The organism is cyanobacterium endosymbiont of Epithemia clementina EcSB (assembly GCF_029919255.1).
In the GTDB taxonomy this organism is placed as follows: domain Bacteria; phylum Cyanobacteriota; class Cyanobacteriia; order Cyanobacteriales; family Microcystaceae; genus Rippkaea.
On the sequence record NZ_CP123991.1, the window covers coordinates 170472 to 190441 of the forward strand.

Consider the following 19970-nt stretch of genomic DNA (forward strand, 5'->3'; position numbering starts at 1 on the left):
AAGGAGAACGGAATATCTAACCCTTTTTTTATTTTCCTTTACTGATAAATTGAGAATATTTATTTATAGAAAAAAGTGCCGTTCTCAGGTGGGGACAGGTGATGTTGTGATCGTTGCAGTTACTTCTTGAAGGTTTGGGATATTAAAATTTTTGAGGGATTTTATTCATTACAGGTTATTTCTCAATAGTTGACTTCGTCGTATTTTGACTCAGGTATTAAGCAGGTATTAAGAATAATAAAAGTGTTTTCAAACTTCGTGGAACTCACCCTTGCCCAAAATGTACTATTTCAGTTAGTACAATTGAGGGGTTCAATATTCTTTTAAGATTGTGGGCGAACTATCTGATGATTGAAATGGACAAGCAGTCTGTTACCACTTTAGAGTAGACTCTTGGGAAAAAGACCGTAAATATAAAAAGACTGGGCTTTTGGGCAATACTATGTTAAACCATTGTAAAAGTACTGAATCTTTAGAAAAAACTATGTTAGATCATACATGGCAGTAATGGTAACGAGAGATTAAATGTGGCGTGATCAATCTTTTTTTTGAGATGCAGTCCAAACCATATCTGAGGTTATCAAAAGTATTTTTATTTTTCCAAGTTAACACGCAATACTAGAACGAAAACTATGACTAATATCTATCCATTCAATTAGCCTGTTAATGGTGATTGACAGGCTGAAGTAGTGGTAAAAACAGTGTATTCAATGCAGGAGACTCGCCAGGCTCTTGAGCTGGTTCAAGAGCGCAAGACTGTAGTCTTGATCCTAGATAAATTACCTTTAGATCAAGCTCAGCGAGTGGCAGATTGGGTCGCGGGGGGAGCCTATGCCACTGATGGACAAACCCTTTGGGTCGGAAAAAGGACATTAATGTTTGTTCCCAACCAAGTTAGTGTCAAGTCTAGTCGACCTCCCATTTCTCCTTTTGCTCCTAACCTCAAAACCTGTACAGAACACTTGACTAGTATATCTTAAGAAAAGTTCCTACAGAATTTTGCCGGTTAACCTCTTCAGGAGAGAGAAGACTAACATTCTCTGAAAAAAGTTCCCATAGAATTTAAGCGAATCTGTCATGTAAAGTACAGATATAAAACGCGTTGTCAATGATAAGCTTATGAAAATGCGGTTTTTGTGTAGCTAGCATCCCAGCAGGTTTTCTCCCTAACATTAAATTGCGTCGAACTCAATATTTTCAGTTGATTTATGCTTATAGTATTAAATGTTTAACTCGGTTCAATGAATAAGATTCTAAATTTAGAAAAACTTACCATTTCCTTTATCAGATTTTAAACTAGATACGAAGAGTTAAATTGATCGGAAAGATAGACTTAACAGCAATTTATATTTATTGTGGTTCAGTTTAAGAATGTTATCTATTAAATGTTAATCTCCAATCGTTAACCTCATCGTGTTTTGACTTAGGTATTAAGAATAACAAAAGTGTTTTCAAACTTCGTGGAACTCACTCTTGTTCAAACTATGCTACCCCGATAAGTACAATTTAGGAGATTCAATATTGTTTTACAATTGTAGGCAGACTGTCTGATGATCAAAATGAATAAGCAGTCTGTTTCCACTCTAAAATAGACTCTTGATAAAAGAACCGCAAATGTAAAAAGACTGGGCTTTTGGGCAATACTATGTTAAACCATTGTGAAGGTACTGAGCCTTTGGAAGAAACTGTGATTAAGTGGTACATAGGCGGTAGCAATAACGAGAAATAAAATGTGGCGTGATTAACCTTTTTTTTGAGATGCAGTTTAAGCCATAGGAGGAAATAACTAAACAGAACTCACACTGCTTGGTCGGGAGCCTTTGTGCGGTCAGACACCTTTGGCTGATTAATATTTATAATCCAATAATCTGCATTATCTAAGGTTGTCAAAACTATTTTAATTTTTTCAAGTTAACACGCAATGCTAGAACGAAAACTATGACTAATATCTATCCATTCGATTGGACTGTTAATGGTGATTGTCAGGCTGAAGTGGTGGTAAAAACAGTGTATTCAATGCAGGAGACTCGCCAGGCTCTTGAGCTGGTTCAAGAGCGCAAGACTGTAGTCTTGATTCTAGATAAATTACCTTTAGATCAAGCTCAGCGAGTGGCAGATTGGGTCGCGGGGGGAGCCTATGCCACTGATGGACGAACTTTTTGGGTCGGAAAAAGAACATTAATGTTTGTTCCCAACCAAGTTAGTGTCAAGTCTAGTCGACCTCCCATTTCTCCTTTCGCTCCTAATCTCAAAACCTGCACAGAGCAGTTGACTAGTATTCCTTAAGAAAAGTTCCTGCAGAATTTTGCCGGTTAACCTCTTCAGGAGAGAGAAGACTAACATTCTCTAAAAAAAGTTCCCATAGAATTTAAGCGAATCTGTCATGTAAAGTACAGATATAAAACACGTTGTCAATGACAAGCTTATGAAAATGCGGTTTTTGTGTAGCTAGCATCTTAGCAGGTTTTCTCCCTAACATTAAATTGTGTCGAACTCAATATTTTCAGCTAATTTATGTTTATAGTATTAAATGTTTAACTCGGTTCAATGAATAAGATTTTAAATTTAGAAGAACTTACTATTTCCGTTATCAGATTTTAAACAAGAAATTAAGAGTTTAATCTATCGGATGAAATAGACTCAACGGCAACTTGTATTTATTCTGATTCAGCCACCAGTAAACTTTATCAAGATAATGAATCAACATTAGGAACTTAATATTGGGCAGAAAGAGCTGTCTATCTGAAGACTAGTTGTCGTTGCATCAGTATAGATGTATCTAATATTGAAATAAATTTAACGAAGAATTAAACTACCTTAAAGGCAAAGAATATAGACTGAGATATTTTCAGATAAAAATTATTGAAGAAGTCTTGATAAGATTGGCATTAAAAATGTAGCAAAAAGAATGAAGTGAGTGAACAAAAAGTAAAAATAATGCTCAAAAATTTAAGTCAAAAATTACAGATAGAAAAATCTTAGATATTAAAACAGTTAGCAATTTGATAAAGTGGCTGCAATTAAAGGACAATAAAATCATCATGTAATGTTAATAGATTTAGACAAACGAGTAAGCATAGGAATTCTAGAAATAAGAAAATTTAAATAAAAACTAAAATAGTTAAAAGTTTGAAAGAATAAAATTTTTATTGAAATTGAAGAGATAAATATAACTTTTGAGAAATTAGATAGAAACATTCTAAACAAATAAATATTATAAGCTGAATAAGCTTAAGTAGTAGCAGATAGATTTCATTTAATGAAATAAATTAATATTCAAGTCGATAATCAAAAAATTTTTTTAATGAAAAGATAAAGAGCTTAAAAATACTAGTCGAAAAAAGAAAAAAACTTTCGGAATTAAATTAAGAGTAAATATGTTTCACTTAAAGATTAAAAAGATTAAAGTAAAGAACAAAAAGTCAAATTTAAACAGATATATCGAAAATCACTGATTATCCCTAAAATATACCAATTAAACAAGAAATTTAGAAATTTTTTTAAAATAACGAGATTGGAAATTAGGACTATTAAAATTAGCTGAAAGGAACAGAAGTAAAATATTAATAATAAATTGAGTTGATTAAAAGGAGAGCTGATTTATTTAGAAGATTTGTAGATTTTCAACTCTAAAATTTCTTAACTTGACATTTAACTAGTCAATTCTACATAATCAGTTTGGTATAATTTTAAAAACCAATTCGACGAGTTTAGCATAAAAAAGATTATGCTCGGCGAGAGGGTTATTTAAATTCCCTATCAGTTCCTTAATTTTCCTGTCCAAGGACCAAATGTTATTTTTAACATCAACTATCAAAACCTGCAGTTGATTGCGGATTAGGAGTATTTTTCTTGTAAGTTAACCGTTTATACACAATCATTTTCGGGAGCATCGAGTTTATCATGAACTGCTAAACGTTCTATTAAGGTGGCACTCGCTTCATTGAGTCCGATTAGATCAACTTTGATATTATGTTTGCGAAACCGTAAGACTACCTTATCCACAGCATCAACGGCAGAGTGATCCCACAAATGGGCGTGAGTTAAATCGATAGTCACTTTTCGCAGTTTTTCCCGGAAATCGAAAGCACTAATGAAGTTATCAACAGAAACAAAAAATATCTGCCCATTAACACTATAAACTCGTTCAGTTCCATCTCCTTTGAGTAGGGAATCTACAAAAATAAGAGAGGCAATTTTACGACTGAAGAAAATAGCACTCATAGCAACTCCAATCAGCACTCCAATAGCTAGATTATGGGTTAACACAGTAATTAACACTGTGGTAATCATTACTGCAGTTTCGCTCTTCGGAAACTTAGTAATGTTACGGATAGAATTCCAATTAAAGGTACTAATGGACACCATAATCATAATTGTTACTAAAGCTGCCATAGGAATTCGTGCTATCCAATCGCCAAAAACTAGAATAAAAGTCAAAAGAAAAATTCCAGCACTGAGGGTCGAAAGTCTTGCTCGTCCCCCAGAACGAATATTAATCACTGATTGCCCAATCATGGCACATCCAGCCATACCACCAAAAAACCCTGTCACGATATTTGCTATTCCTTGGGCGATCGCCTCCTGATTTTTATTACTAGATGTATCGGTTAAATCATCAATTACATTGGCAGTTAAGAAAGATTCCAACAATCCTACTAAAGATAAAGTGAAAGCGTAGGGCAGAATAATTTGTAATGTCTCAAAATTCCAAGGAATTTCTGGTACAAGAAACACGGGGAGAGTACGAGGAAGAGTTCCCATATCCCCAACAGTAGGTACCTGAACCCCTGTCATCAAAGAAACAATGGTTAAGCTAACAATAGCTACTAATGGAGAAGGGATCACACTTGTGAGGCGAGGTAAACCGTAAATAATTACTAGCCCCATAGCGACCATTCCATAAACTAACCAGGAAGCCTCCTCAAATTGGGGCAGTTGGGCCTCAAAAATCAGAACAGCTAGAGCATTAACAAATCCGACCATAACCGCTCTTGGAACAAAGCGCATCTGATGACCGAGTTTGATCCAACCTAAAATAATCTGAAGAATCCCTGTTAAGATTGTTGTGGCTAATAAGTATTGTAGTCCATAGTCTTTAACTAGAGTAGTCATTAACAAGGCCATTGCCCCTGTCGTTGCCGAAATCATGCCAGGCCGACCACCAATAAAGGCAGTAATAGTGGCAATACAAAAAGAGGAATATAGTCCTACTTGGGGGTCAACTCCTGCGACAATAGAGAAAGCAATAGCTTCAGGAATTAGGGCTAAAGCTATCACAGTGCCTGCTATAATGTCATTTTTAACATTAGAAAACCAGACTTTTTTAGTAAAAATTTCACTCATATTTGTTTAACGAATAAAGATTATCTTAAATTAAGGTGTACAGAATTAATGTTAGTTTCCTACTAAGTGGGTAACTTCGGTCATACTAGCCGATCAATTGATTATTCACTGCATCACTTCATACAGCAACAAATAACCTGATGCGATACCTCGTCTTCCAGCTATCATCCCTCTAACTGTCATTTCTCTAGTTACTTATACAAGTAATACTAATGGATTCTCAGGAGATTACATCTAAATATAGACTAACAATGCTTGATATCCTAACCACGACTATGTAATTGAGCTAAAGATGGAAACGATCAAATCTAACTAAAGAATCTAGCGTGAGAGAAAATTAATAACTATATTTATATTGATCGTCGCAATAGAAAATTTAGAGAATAACGAGCATTTACAACTACGCAAAGAGCCTTAAATTTTCCCATAGAAAATTATATATGTTTCCTATGGAAGTCGTCTTTCTATGAAAAGTTTAAAAGATATATACTTTCAAGGTTTAAATAAGCTAAAGTAGCGGTTAATAAAAAATTGTAGTTTTTTTATTTGATTTTAATTCTTGATAAGAAAATTTTACTAATTTGATATTTTTTGCCTAAAAAAATACCTGTAGATCACGTGCCATGTTTTCAAAAAGCTTCAACACGGCAATTTTTAGTTTATAGTTTTTGAAAATATTTAGAGGAATAGATGAAACTGTTGGACTGTGTGACAAACAACTTTAAAAAATTAATATACCAAAAATCGTCTATAATTGTTTAATTAAGATAATTATTTCTCAGGCTTTTTAAGCTCTCGACACTAAGTATCATAATTTATTAATTAATATAAGAGTCCTAATGTTTATATACTCTGGAGCTAAAATTAACTCTTAACAAGAAAATTTACAAAATTATTAATTTTAGATTTAAGCTTTAATATATAAGTTATTTTTTAGCTAAAAAAGTCTTGGAAAATAAATTTTCTGTGATTATTTTTTTGAAAAATGGGCAACGGCAGAAGAAAGATTTTTTTAAAAACCACATGGTTAATTATATGGATATCCACAAGTTAAAAATTCATATAACTTTAATAGCGACTCCTCCTAATAAGGATACTCATATTTGTGGCAAATTTTGCGTAAAAATTCTCCCCGAGGGGGTATATAGATACCTTACTATAGTTAGTTGGTATCCTTGTTTATTAGAGTATTGTTTCGTTTGAATGGTGGTTAGTTCCTTGCTGGATAGTGCTCGCTATATTTTAGATTTATTTGAGTCTTAAAGAGATAAAAAAGCAGTTTAAAACTATAAATTATACAAGTTAGAATCGTAGCAGTAACATCCTTGAAATTTACAACAAGAAAGGCGATCTTATAAATATAAGGCTTTTTAAAAAAACTGTTAGTATTAGTAGTGATATATTACTTTTATGGTGTACAAAATTGTAGCTATTAAATAAAAATATAAACAAAAGTAAATACCAAAATTCAGAATAAATATGATAATTATCATAAAGATTTTTTGAGCATCCTAAATACTTTTTTCTAGTTGGCTATTTTTATAGAATAGAAATTTTTTATTTTTTAAAAGTATCTAACATAGTTTATTTTCAATTTGGTCAAACTTATCAAAAATATGTTTAATTATTTCTTGGTTTTATGGAGATAAATATCTAAATTTTACCCTTAATTCATTACCTAATATAGTGTTATGTCTTCATATTTTTTAAAAAATACTCAATACATATTGAATGCTGCATACATGGAGTAAAAACTTAAGTTAATTTAAACATTGTTTGTTTAATAGAATTTTCTATTCTAGCCTAAATTCTATATTATTAAATAATAGTTTTTGATAATATCAATTTACAGAATATAAACTTGACTCTAATTGCCTAAATATTTATAATTGTTTGTTCTTAAATTTAACTCTTTATAAAAGAGTTAAATTTAATTTAAAATATTTTTTTAGTAAAGGTGACTTTATAGATTACTCCACTACATAATGACGTAATAATCTGTCTCTGTTGGTCAGAGATTTTTTTGAAAAATTAAGTCACTTAAATTGCCTTAGAAAATGACTGTTCTTTCCGTCTTTTAAGATAAGTATCAAAGATAGAAGCAATATTACGGATCAATAATCTTCCAGGGGGTGTGACTTCAATGTAATCGCTAAATAATTTGACTAAGCCATCAGCTTCTAGAGATTTTAAGTCGACTAATTCATCAAAAAAATATTGATCAAAATCAAAATTAAAATCAGGATTGAACTGAAGATTATACTTTCCTTCAAAATGGGACTTATTGAGTTTAAATTGACACATAAGTTCCATGATAATTGCCCGTCGAATGATATCGTCTCGGTGGAGACTAACACCTTTCTCAATGGGCAGGTTTCCAGAAAATAGAGCTTTGTAATAACTTTTTAATGGCTTATAATTCTGGATATAAACATCATTTAACATGCTAATAGCTGTTACACCAAACGCAAAGAGATCAGATTCTGGTTTGGTGGTATATCCTTGGAAGTTACGATGTAATTTACCTTCTTGTTGGGCAATCGCTAATTCATCATTGGGTTTAGCAAAGTGATCCATGCCAATATACATATAACCATTGCAGTTTAATTTTTCAATGGTCATTTGGAAAATAGCTAGTTTTTCTGCTACTTGAGGTAGATCTGTTTCAGAGATATTTTTCTGTGCTGCTTTCAACCAAGGCATATAGGCAAAGTTAAACAAGGCAATGCGATCAGGATTGAGTTTGATGGTCTTTCTAACAGTCTCTTTAAAAGTTTCTAAAGTTTGAAAAGGTAGCCCATAAATCAAGTCAACATTAGCCCCTTCAAACTCTGCTTCTCGAATCCAATCCATCACATTAAATAGCATAGACTCGGGTTGAATTCGATTGATTGCTTCTTGAACTTTGGAATTAAAATCTTGAATACCAAAGCTAATCCGATTAAACCCTAATTTTTTTAAGAAGAAGATATAGTTTTTGTCAATATATCGTGGGTTAATTTCAATAGAAATTTCTGCTTTTTGATCAATATTGAAGTTTTTAACTAAGCTACTAAATAACCGTTCCAGTTGTGGTTGATTCAAATAATTAGGAGTCCCCCCTCCCAAATGGATTTGATTGACTTGACGAGCAGGGGAGATTAAAGCAGCAGTTTGACGAATATCCTGAATTAAATAATCTAAATAAAGAGGAGCAATTCTTTTATTTTTAGTAATGATTGTATTGCAGCCACAAAAATAACAAGCAGTCTCACAAAAGGGAATATGACAGTAAAGAGAAATAGGTTTTCTTTTATAATTTCCTGCTATTATTCCTCCCCGAAAATCTATTTCTTTTACCTCTGTTTTTAACTCAGTAGCAGGGGGATAACTGGTATAACGAGGTACAGATTTATTGTATTTATTCAGTAAATTGGTGTCAAATTGTACGGTTTGTGAGTTAGTCATCATAGAGATTAACAATATTTTCAACAGTTTTGAAAAGGAATCTTCTTTTTAGGAAGTATAGAGTTAATGAAAAGTTGGTAGTTTTTAGCTTTGACTATTAACTGGTTAGTTTAGACTTTCATGAACCAGCCATTACAACTCCTGCATTATGGACATGACCATTACGACGTTCCGTACTACCCGTCTGCCTTGAGGAGTAATGAACTAAAAAACGTGTTCATTACGTTAATAGTAGCTTTGACATTATCTTCTAATTCATAGACTACATTATAATTAAACGTTTAATTTACATTGATCTCATCAATATTTTTTTGAGATAACTCATCGTCAATGATTAGAAAAATTAAAGTATCCCAATATTTTTTTGAAAAGTCTCACTTAGTTTCTGGGCTGTGAATCTAATTGGATTTATAAAATTGAGTTCCTTCAACCAAAGTTAGTTATAAAGTTGAATAGATAATATCCCTTAAGTTTTGTCTTCTTGATAAATCTCCTGTATGCCATACATCTGAAATAGGAAACTGATAAGACGAGTTTAGTATTAAAGATTTTAAAAACACGGTTAACACAAACTTGACTAGCAGGAGAATTGACAATTTCTTTATGCCAATTTACACCCTAATAAAATACTAAGTGAGTTTCTGAATATTGTTGGCGGTTCAGTTCAGAAAAATAAATTTGGCTAATTACTATACAATTCTGATAACTCTGTAACTCTTTTACTAGAATACTGTATAGAGAATAAAAATTAGCTAATAGTTTTCTTAAGATTTTTTTCTGAAAATTCTTTAAAAAAACACTTGGTAAATACCGCATTTTCAGCCATAGTTTAAGAGTGGCTAGTTTTTTTGTGTAGTTTTGTAGCTGAGTCATTACTCATTGTCTTTCCCTCATGGACGAGAGAGGCTTTCCTTACAAGGTAGACTAAATAACTAATTGCTTATTCATTTTATGATTTTCCAGTTTTATGTCGATATAAAGGATGATTTTGGTAAAACTTAACCAGTTTTTCGGGAAAACTAAAAACCTCAAGTAAGAATTCCAAAAAAGAGGAGGAGCTAATCCTCCTTTTTTCTGAGCATACTATAAATGTACCCGATTGCTTAACGAGTTAGACTGGAGTCTTGAAAACTCTACTTAAGTAATCTGGTTTCCTCTAAAGTTAAATAACGTAGGAAAAATACTTAAAGATCAAGATTAAATGAGGATCGGCAAATGATTGAAATGAACGTTGCTGGAATCGCCTTAGATGCCGTTACCCGAAGTCCCATTGTGTTACTCCAAGATGGCTCTGAACGTCGTGCCCTTCCTATTTTTATTGGGCAAGATCAAGCAAAATCCATTATTGGGGCTTTGGAAAACCAGACCCCTCCTCGTCCCTTAACCCATGATTTAATTGTCAATCTATTTCAAGCATGGGGAATGGAGTTAGACCGTATTATTATCCATTCTCTTCAAGATAAGACATTTTATTCTGTACTATGTTTACATCAAGGGGAAACAAAAAAAGAAATCGATTGTCGTCCCTCTGATGCTATTTCCATTGCATTGCGCACAGGAAGTCCTATCTGGGTTATGGAAGAGGTAATTGCTAATGCGTCGATTCCTGTCAATCGGGATGCGGACGAGGAAGAACGCCGTGCCTTTCGTGAATTTGTGGAAAATTTGTGTCCAGAAGATTTGATTCAACGACGGGGAGAGGTCCCGGAAGATAATAATGAGCATTAGCAACAGTAAACATAGTTTACTCTTAGCCTTTTACTTGGCACTAAAGCAGTAATATGCACTATAGACGTTTCGGCAAAACAAATTTACTTTTGTCAGTTTTTTCTCTAGGAACTATGCGATGTTTATCTTCTGAGGCTATCTTTAAACAAACTATCGAACTGGCTATTACCTCAGGAATCAATCATTTTGAAATGGCAAAAGGTTACGGAAACAGTGAACGTTACTTAGGGCAGTTCCTCGTTCAGCAACCTTCAACCTGCCGAGAGAAAATTTATATCACAACAAAGTTACCACCTACTCCTGACCCCGATCAAATGAGTCAGTGGCTCGATGAGTCTTTACAACTTCTTCAAGTAGATTATCTCGACTGTTTAGCAATTCATGGAATTAACACATGGGACCATTTGCGTTGGCTTACTCAGCCTAATGGATGTTGGTTAGCTTTGCAAAAAGCATTAGACAACGGAAAAATTCATCATCTTGGATTTTCAACTCACGGCAATTTAGACTTGATTTTAGAAACAATCAAAACGGATTTATTTGAATTTGTTAATCTTCATTATTATTATTTTTTCCAACGCAATGCGGCCGCAATCGTACTTGCAGCCCAAAAAGATCTGGGAATATTTATCATTTCTCCTGGGGATAAAGGAGGTGGTCTTTATACTCCACCAGACCGCCTACAAAGTTTGTGTGAGCCGTTTTCTCCTTTGGAATTAACCTATCGGTTTTTGTTGAGCGATAATCGTATAACTACTTTGAGTGTAGGGGCAGCAAATCCCGAAGAATTAGCTTATCCTTTTCCTTTAGAGTTAGACGTGGGGCCTCTTACGTTGGGCGAAATAGAGGTCTTCCAACGTTTAGAAAAACATACAGAAATAACTCTAGGAAGTGAGCATTGTCGTCAATGTTATCAGTGCCTTCCCTGTCCTGAAACCATAAACATTCCCGAAGTATTACGGTTACGTAATCTTGCCGTTGCCTATGACATGACTGATTTTGCCCAATATCGTTATAGGATGTTTGAAAATGCTGCCCATTGGTTTCCAGGAAACAAAGGCAACCACTGTACTGAATGTGGTGATTGTCTTCCCCGTTGTCCTGAAAAATTAAAGATTCCTAAATTGTTACAAAGTACCCATCAACAACTAAATGGTTTACCTCGTCGGCGTTTGTGGGAGTGATTCGTTTCTGACTATTGTTGTTATTATCTTACCTATTATTCCGGCTCTTTTAGGTTATAAGGCCTATAATCCTTCTTAATTCATTCTGTACTTTTCCCAAATTGCTAAATCTTCAGGACGATCTATATCAGACAAAACAGGTAGAATAAATGTATTGAGTTTGAGTTGTTGAGCGATAATTATAGTTTTAGATAAGACTTCATTTGTTCCCCAAGGAATATTTTGAAATAACTCAGGAATAATTTTTTGTAGTCCAATTAAATAGTAACCACCATCAGATGCTTCTCCTAAGACTAAATCATTTTTATCTAACAACTCGAAAGCATTTCCAATAATTTCTATATTCAGATCAGGACAATCAATTCCAATAATGACCACTCTAGAAAATCTTAATTTGAAAGAATCCTCAAAAGCGAACTTCATTCGATTTCCTAAATCTTCCTCCTGTTGAGGACAATAATTTAAATCATTTCCTAACCAACTCTTCATAACTTCTTGACTACCTCCTGTATAGTAAACGGCGGTAGAAATTTCTTTCATTAATTTTTTCACTTCTATTATCGTGTGCTCTGTAAGTTGAAGTTGTAACTTTGCTGCACCTTCTGCACCTAAAGCAGGAATCAGGCGCGTTTTGGTTTTTTTAGGTTCAGGATAACGAGTAAAAACAATTAAACGGTGGCAATTTTTATTAGTCATTTTACTGACTTATCATCGACAAATCAAACCTCTATATAGATAATATTTACCTAGTGAGGGTTAACAATAACCCAAGGTTGGGGTTTTAACATACTTAAAACCTGAAATTTCTTAGACTTTTTCACAAATGGAGGAAAGGGTATTTAATCAGTTTACACTCAAAAGAATGAGCTCATCATGACGCAAAATTATACTGACCATTAAATTAAGATTAAAAACTTAATTTAATAGTAGTATGGGAAACTCCATGAAGGATGGTTGTTTATATTTGAGGCTTGCTTTTACGCCGAAAAAGACAGACAAAATTTTGTCCATGTATATCTACACTAGCATGATTTCATCACTGGCTTAAAGATATAGATTTGTAAAATTTTTCTTCTAATTATTTTCCCTCTGATTAGTTTGAGCTTTCGCGTCAAAATTTGACTAACCAGTCTTAATTTTTCTTATCTGCACTTTGCACAATTTTATTCTTCAGCTTTATACCAACAAATATTTTTATAAAAATTTACTAAAAAAATACACAAAAATATTCTTCTGTGCATTATTTAAATACATAGCAACCAGGGGTTAGTTATGAGCAAAGATCTTGGTCAAGGATAACAGTGAGCAAGATCTTTGCTCATAAATTTTTCTGATTGCCATAATTAATTAACCTCGAAAATAGCCTAGAGACTTTGTACACAACGTCTCTAGGAAAATTAGGTTATATAATTTGGATTTATCTGAAGAGATGTCAAGCCACAAAAAGACCACACCGCTTTAAGGTGTGGCAAATAACATCAGGCAGTTTAGAAGCGGTTCCGTCCGCGTCCGCCACCATAGCTTCCGCCACCCCGCTGTTCACGCTCTCTGGCTTTATTGACCTTGAGAGTACGTCCCATCCACTCAGCTCCATCAAGGGTTTCGATAGCTTTATCTTCTTCAGTAACTGAGTTCATTTCAACAAATGCAAAGCCGCGCATCCGACCCGTTTCCCGGTCAGTCGGGACATATACTCTTTTGACTGAACCATATTCGGCAAAGACCGAATTAAGATCATCTTCCGTAACATCGTAAGAAAGGTTGCCTACATAAATGGACATAGATTGTCTCCATTGACGACTGATGTGTGTAGAGATATTAGATTTCGGAGAGCATCTTGCCAAGACAAAACGGGAAAAACCTGTCAATGCTAATAACAAACTCAAAACCGATACTCAAACTCTCATTAGTTTAATAATAGCACTTTCAGAACAAGAAAGAAACATTGTAGTCAACTCGGTACGTCTTTCTCAATACAATCACCTAACTTCACTTTTCAAAAATTTGTTAGGATCCATTGTGTTAATTTTTTCTTCATATTTTTTCTTTCCTCTCTTCCCTATTAATCTAAAACCTAATGTATCAGTCGTATTCCTCTTTACCTGACTTAGCTCAAGAATCTCTATTGCAAGAATTTCTTGAAACTCTGCCGCTCCCATATAAGACCATGGTAGCAATCTCCTATTTCACCTCGTCAAGAATTAGTGACATTTTATTCCTAAAAACTAGTGATATTTACCCTAATCAAATTAAGATTGCCAAATCAGAATCCAATTTTAATAAGTTAGTTCCTATCACTCCCTTATTAAGACCTTATTTAACTATTTATCTTAATGGACTGAAACCGCAAAAATCAGCTTTTCTTTTTGCTAATTCCCAGGGAGAGCCTTTAAAAAGTTGGGTAGTTTTTCGGGTATTGAACATGACAGCACGTCAAATCAATCTTCCGGAAGTCTATTTTTTTATTCTTCGTTAATTTTTATAAATAGTTTGTTATGTAATTTTAATTAAGATTAGAACGACTAAGAGTTTCAATTAGTATTGAATTATAAAAAATATTAAGTCGAACAAAAATTAAAAACTCTTTCCATCTTCGGTAACTCCTCACACCCTGTAATCGAATCTTAACTCGATCTAAAAAAAAGTGCTTGAGAGTAACTAAATACGTGATAATGGGCAATGCGTCTTTTGATTTAGCTGGGCTAAACCAAAAAATGTAATTTTTTGTATGACGACAAAACTAAGATTAATTCCGATGCGAACTCATTATTGCGGCGACCTACGAGCAACTGATATTGATAAAACCATTACCCTATTTGGTTGGGTTGATCGCCGACGAGATCATGGAGGTGTGATCTTCATTGATCTACGTGATCGCACAGGAATTGTCCAAATCGTTAGTGACCCTCAACGAACCCCTGAATCTTATCCCCATGCAGAAACACTACGCAACGAATATGTGGTCAAAATAGTAGGTTGTGTCAGTCGACGTCCCCCAGAGTCTCTTAACCTGAAATTATCGACTGGAGAAGTAGAAATATATGCTGATACTATAGAATTGCTCAACAGAGTCGATAAGCAACTTCCCTTTGTGATATCTAGTTTAGAAGCAGAATTAGTCCGAGAAGATGTTCGTCTCAAGTATCGCTACTTAGACTTAAGGCGTGATCGCATGGCCAAAAACTTGCAATTACGTCATAGGGTGGTTAAAGCAATACGTCACTATCTCGAAGATGAACAAAAGTTTATGGAGATAGAAACTCCTATTCTTACTCGTTCTACCCCTGAAGGAGCACGGGATTATTTAGTTCCTTCCCGTGTTAACCCTGGTCAATGGTATGCCCTACCTCAGTCGCCTCAATTATTTAAGCAAATATTAATGGTATCCGGATATGATCGCTACTATCAGATTGCCCGTTGTTTCCGCGATGAGGATTTACGGGCTGATAGACAACCAGAATTTACTCAACTAGATATGGAAATGAGTTTCATGTCTGAAGAGGAAATTTTGGACTTGAATGAGGGGTTAATTTGCTATATCTTTGAAACTGTTAAAAATATTAAAATTGCCCGTCCTTTTCCTCGTTTAACCTATGCAGAAACCATGGAGAAATATGGTACAGATTGCCCTGACACTCGTTTTGATTTAACCTTAGTTGATGTTTCGGATATTGTTAAGGATAGTGGATTTAAAGTATTTTCTGAAGCAGTTAAAAACGGTGGTAAAGTAAAAGTTTTATCAATTCCTGGGGGTAATGAAGCAATTTCTAATGTAAGAATTAAACCTGGTGGAGATTTGTTCAAAACGGCTACCGATATAGGAGCAAAAGGAATTGCTTTTATTCGAGTCAAAGATAATAATAAGCTCGATACTATTGGGGCAATTAAAGATAATTTGAATCAACAACAAAAGGCTGAATTATTAGTTAGAACACAGGCTAACCCAGGAGATTTATTACTATTTGGAGCAGGAGATACTGATACAGTTAATAGATCTTTGTCTCGATTGCGTTTAGTAATTGGAGAACAATTAGGATTAATTAATCATGAGCAAGTTAATTTACTTTGGATCACTGAATTCCCCATGTTTAAATGGAATGTCGATGAAAAGCGATTAGAAGCATTGCATCATCCTTTTACTGCACCTAACCCAGAAGATGTAGATGATATCAAAACTGCTAGAGCGCAAGCTTATGACTTGGTATACAATGGAGTAGAGATTGGAGGTGGAAGTCTAAGAATTTATCAGAAAGAAATCCAAGAAAAAGTATTTGCAACTATTGGCTTATCTATGTCAGAAGTACACAGTAAGTTTGGGTTTTTATTAGAGGCTTTTGAATATGGAACTCCTCCCCATGGTGGTATTGCCTACGGTTTAGATCGATTAGTAATGTTGTTAGCTCGAGAAGATTCGATAAGAGATGTTATCGCCTTTCCAAAAACCCAACAAGCAAGTTGTTTACTTACACAAGCACCGGCTACTGTTGACGAAAAACAATTAAAAGAATTGCAGGTTAAATCTATTTATAAACCTAAGTCTAAAACTGAATAATCAAGATAAACAAGTAGTGAAGTCATTTTATTAGTATCGTTTTGTAAAAACGATACTAGGATTGTTGAGTAAAAAAATTCATCATACCTAATTTCTAGAGATCGAGAAATTAGCCGAGAACCTGTCATAATCAGGATTTTAGACTTCTGATTATTTAGTTTAAAAAGTTATAAGTGGTCAACTACATCCTCTCTATCTAGAGAGTCTAGAATTCAATTGTTAGCTCTTTTTAACAGAAAGGATGTAAAGGATAAATTAAATAATTTACTTATAAAATGAAATCAGTAGACAAGAAATTAGACTTATGCTCTCTGACAATTTCAGAAATTAATTGTTTATTAAGATCAATTTCTTTAGCTGCTACTAAAGTCCGAATGGAAAAAGCTCTTAAAGCATCATGAACCGATAAGGTTCCCTCTGCAGAATCTTTTCGTCCAGTAAAAGGAAAAGTATCAGGTCCCCGTTGACATTGACTATTTAAATTAACCCGACAAACTTGATTAACTAAAGGATCAACTAATCGGGCAAGCTCTTCTGTGTTCTGTCCAAAAATACTTACCTGTTGTCCGTAGTCTGACTGTACTAAGTAGTCAATAGGAGTCTCAATATCATCAAAGGGAACAATGGGAATAACTGGTCCAAATTGTTCTACAGAATAGACTTTCATTTGTTCGTTGACAGGATAAAGAACCGCTGGATAAAAGAAGGTTTCGTTAATGGTTCCTCCTGCCTCATTAATCACATCAGCCCCATGTTTTTTGGCATCTTCTACTAAGTCTTTAAGATACTGAGGTTTTCCTAGTTCAGCAATGGGAGTTAAGAAGACTCCTTCCTCCCACGGCATTCCAAATTTAAGGTTACTTATCGCTTCAATAAACTTATTCAAAAACTTATCAACAATAGCAGTATGCACAAAAAGAATTTTAATAGCAGTACACCTTTGTCCATTGTAGGATAGAGTTCCCAAAATACATTCTTTGACGGCTAAATCTAAATCAGCGTGGGGTAGAATGATCCCTGGATTTTTAGCTTCTAATCCCAAAATTGATCTGAGACGATAAGATTTTGGGTGCTGTTTTTTGAGGTTGTTAGCTGCTTTACTACTGCCAATAAAAGCTAAAGCATCAATTTTTCCTGATTCCATTAATGCAGGTGAAATTGTTCGACCTTTACCATAAATAGTATTAACAACTCCGGGAGGAAAAGCTTCTTTAAACGCTTCTAGTAAGGGATAGTTTAACAACACCCCTGGACGGGGGGCTTTGACAACAACAGTATTCCCCATAATTAAGGCAGGAATTAGAGTTGTAAATGTTTCGTTGAGAGGATAATTAGCCGGTCCCATACTCAAGACAATCCCCAACGGTGCGCGGCGAATTTGTCCGATAACTCCTTGGGTAATCTCAAAGCGCGAAGAAACTCGATCTAGATTTTTAAGAGCATCAATAGTATCTTCAATATAGTCAACAGTACGGTCAAATTCTTTACAAGAATCTGTGTAAGATTTTCCAATTTCCCACATCAAAAGATTGACGACTTCTGCCCGTTTTTCCTTCATTCGATAAGCGAAGTCTTGGAGACATTCAATTCGTTGACCAACGGACATAGTTGGCCATTTTCCGCGTCCATTATCATAAGCTTCTGCTGCTGCATCTAAAGCAGATAAAGCTGCCTCTTCTCCTAAAGAGGGAAAGTTCCCAATTTTTTGACGAGTTAATCCCTGAGGTGTTCTTAGGAAAATAGGAGATAAGGATTCCTCCATTTCTTCATTCCAAATCCGTAGATTTCCATTGATTAGATATTCCCGTTGTTCGATGCAACTTTTCAGCTGAAACTCTGGAGGGATATCTTCAAGAGAAGGAAAAATATTGTTGATTTTTGCAATAATACTCATGATGTTTTGTTATATTGTTTAACAACTTTAAAGATAGATCAAATATCAAGTTGTTTAAAGATATTTGGTAAAATTTTAGCTAAGTTTAATAATTGCTTCCTTTCCATCTCATTAAGAAATAAGTTAACAGATTTTAATGCCCCTCGTTTATCAACAACAATGTGTAAACTAAAACAAGTACATTGATGCTATAAAACTCTGAATTGGTTTATTAATGGTTGAAATTGGTTTCTGATATCGTAAGATTACTTTAATTAATCTATGTTACTATTAAGGCAATAATATTAATATTATTACCTTTCAATTCAAAAACTTTGTATGCAACATTTTTAACTCATTTAAGTACATTCTTCCATTTTTCTTTTTGTGAATTAGATGATATTTGTCTCTCTCCTGAGATAATTTTAGTTTCCAAAATATATATGCTAATCTATAGATAGAATTTCCTATTCTCATTTCTTATGACTTTTATAAACACTAGAGAAATTTAAGTTTTGGGCTAATAAAGCCAGAAAAATAATTGCATCTAAAATCGTCTTCGAGCCCAACACTCTCGCGCTAGAAAATCCCATATTCTTCAATATTCACCTTAGACTTAAGTATCAATAGAGTTACTGAGAATAAATTAAAATGGAATTGTAACAGCGTTTCAACAGATAACTGAGGATACTTTCAAAGATTTTAAAGAAATTAACCTTGCGTTTCCCTAATTCTAAACTACTTTTTCCTAATTCTTTGATTCTCCTTTGCTATAATGATTGTCATACCAACACCCCTTTCCTTCAAGTCTATTGGAGTAATAGTCTATCAGAGATAAAAAACGCATTTTGCGCACTAGGTCCATGACCTAATTCTTACACTTTTTATTGATTAATATTCCTTAAAATCAATTCATCAACGTAGTTCTTACTAAAAGTAAAATTAAGCATACGCTATTTCCACCTGTCCACTAAATAATAATTCCTTTCTGAGAACAAATAGGGACAAGGTTTCTCAGATCAGGGTCAGGAATAAAAAACTGCTTAAACATAGTTCGTTCTGAAAATACTTTAATATCAATTTCAAGATTATACTAAAATAGCGAGCTGGGGTTAGAATTTAGTTAGGTAAAATCCATAACAAGCTTATCTTAAAAATTGGCTGCATCTCATTTTTTTATAAAGATCAAAGAATTAAGTTCTTCTTGAAGAGAAGTTCAAAAGTTGGTAGAAATCAAATTATGTTTAATTTATGAGAGTTTGAGCTTATTTTGAGAAATTAGAGATTGTTTCCAACTAAAACATTAAGTTATGGTTCGTTTAGATAAACTTGCGTTCTTAGACACAAACTAGAATTTCTCTCATACTATAGATACACTTCGAATCAAAAGTTAATTGTATACTACACTGTGCTAATCTACTCCATAATCGTTTCAGGATAAATCTTATAAAAAGTCTTTAAAATTAAATAGATAAAAGATTATAGTTATGCGAATCAGACAACTATCCTAAACCAACATGAAATTAGGTAAATTGATGTTAGGATACTTAATCTAATTAAAATAAACTATTAAAGAAGTATAATTAGGAGGTTTTCAATAATAGATATACTAAACGACTTTACAATTTAAAAACCGTGATCTGGAAGATTTTCTATATTGAACAGTTAAATTAGTTAAGACAAGTGGCTATTTAAAATCGTAAAAAAGTCATGATAGTTATTCAAAATCCCTTAAGGGACCGAATTATCTTAACTTTTGTCCGTTTACCCTTGAAAAGTAATTAGTTGATGGGAAGATTATAATAAGTAGTTTTTTTGAAAAACTATGTGGAAAGTTGAG

At 33.7% G+C, this 19970-nt stretch carries 12 protein-coding genes; 6 read left to right on the top strand and 6 right to left on the bottom strand.

Annotated elements, in window-relative coordinates; translation table 11 throughout:
- Positions 1-689: 689 nt before the first annotated feature.
- Complete coding sequence (locus P3F56_RS00550) at positions 690-980, top strand: cell division protein SepF (protein ID WP_281152834.1); 291 nt, start codon at positions 690-692, stop codon at positions 978-980.
- Positions 981-1938: 958 nt separating this feature from the next.
- Positions 1939-2286: a cell division protein SepF gene (locus tag P3F56_RS00555; RefSeq protein WP_281152835.1), complete on the top strand. Its 348-nt coding sequence runs from the start codon at positions 1939-1941 to the stop codon at positions 2284-2286.
- 1581 nt (positions 2287-3867) lie between these two features.
- On the opposite strand, the gene P3F56_RS00560 is transcribed toward P3F56_RS00555, so the two are convergent.
- From P3F56_RS00560 to P3F56_RS00570, 3 genes are all read right to left on the bottom strand, one after another.
- Positions 3868-5346 carry a SulP family inorganic anion transporter gene (locus P3F56_RS00560; protein ID WP_281152836.1) on the bottom strand — a complete coding sequence of 493 codons (1479 nt, stop codon included), beginning with the start codon at positions 5344-5346 and terminating at the stop codon, positions 3868-3870.
- Between the two features lie 2040 nt (positions 5347-7386).
- Positions 7387-8796 carry an oxygen-independent coproporphyrinogen III oxidase gene (hemN, locus tag P3F56_RS00565; RefSeq protein WP_281152837.1) on the bottom strand — a complete coding sequence of 470 codons (1410 nt, stop codon included), beginning with the start codon at positions 8794-8796 and terminating at the stop codon, positions 7387-7389.
- A gap of 615 nt (positions 8797-9411) precedes the next feature.
- Positions 9412-9666 carry a biliverdin-producing heme oxygenase gene (locus tag P3F56_RS00570; RefSeq protein ID WP_342637156.1) on the bottom strand — a complete coding sequence of 85 codons (255 nt, stop codon included), beginning with the start codon at positions 9664-9666 and terminating at the stop codon, positions 9412-9414.
- A 342-nt stretch (positions 9667-10008) separates the two neighbouring features.
- Here P3F56_RS00570 and P3F56_RS00575 point away from each other — a divergent pair, with 342 nt between their 5' ends.
- Positions 10009-10521, top strand: coding sequence for a bifunctional nuclease family protein (locus P3F56_RS00575; protein WP_281152838.1), 513 nt, complete (start codon positions 10009-10011; stop codon positions 10519-10521).
- A gap of 53 nt (positions 10522-10574) precedes the next feature.
- Positions 10575-11705: an aldo/keto reductase gene (locus P3F56_RS00580; protein ID WP_281152839.1), complete on the top strand. Its 1131-nt coding sequence runs from the start codon at positions 10575-10577 to the stop codon at positions 11703-11705.
- Between the two features lie 75 nt (positions 11706-11780).
- Here P3F56_RS00580 and P3F56_RS00585 read toward each other — a convergent pair whose 3' ends face one another.
- Together P3F56_RS00585 and P3F56_RS00590 are read right to left on the bottom strand one after the other, a co-directional pair.
- Positions 11781-12401 (bottom strand): TIGR04282 family arsenosugar biosynthesis glycosyltransferase, encoded by a 621-nt coding sequence (locus P3F56_RS00585; RefSeq protein WP_281152841.1) that lies wholly within the window; start codon positions 12399-12401, stop codon positions 11781-11783.
- Between the two features lie 791 nt (positions 12402-13192).
- Positions 13193-13486 carry an RNA recognition motif domain-containing protein gene (locus tag P3F56_RS00590; RefSeq protein WP_281153659.1) on the bottom strand — a complete coding sequence of 98 codons (294 nt, stop codon included), beginning with the start codon at positions 13484-13486 and terminating at the stop codon, positions 13193-13195.
- Positions 13487-13782: 296 nt separating this feature from the next.
- Between P3F56_RS00590 and P3F56_RS00595 the strand changes: the two genes are divergently transcribed.
- Together P3F56_RS00595 and aspS are read left to right on the top strand one after the other, a co-directional pair.
- The gene (locus P3F56_RS00595; protein WP_281152843.1) at positions 13783-14181 is read left to right on the top strand and encodes a tyrosine-type recombinase/integrase; all 399 of its coding nucleotides are present in this window, start codon (positions 13783-13785) and stop codon (positions 14179-14181) included.
- 279 nt (positions 14182-14460) lie between these two features.
- The gene (aspS, locus tag P3F56_RS00600; protein WP_281152844.1) at positions 14461-16257 is read left to right on the top strand and encodes an aspartate--tRNA ligase; all 1797 of its coding nucleotides are present in this window, start codon (positions 14461-14463) and stop codon (positions 16255-16257) included.
- 268 nt (positions 16258-16525) lie between these two features.
- Here the strand turns inward: aspS and P3F56_RS00605 are convergent, their stop codons facing one another.
- A complete protein-coding gene (locus P3F56_RS00605; RefSeq protein ID WP_281152845.1) occupies positions 16526-18151 on the bottom strand; it encodes an NADP-dependent glyceraldehyde-3-phosphate dehydrogenase in 1626 nt (541 codons plus the stop codon).
- Positions 18152-19970 lie beyond the last annotated feature (1819 nt).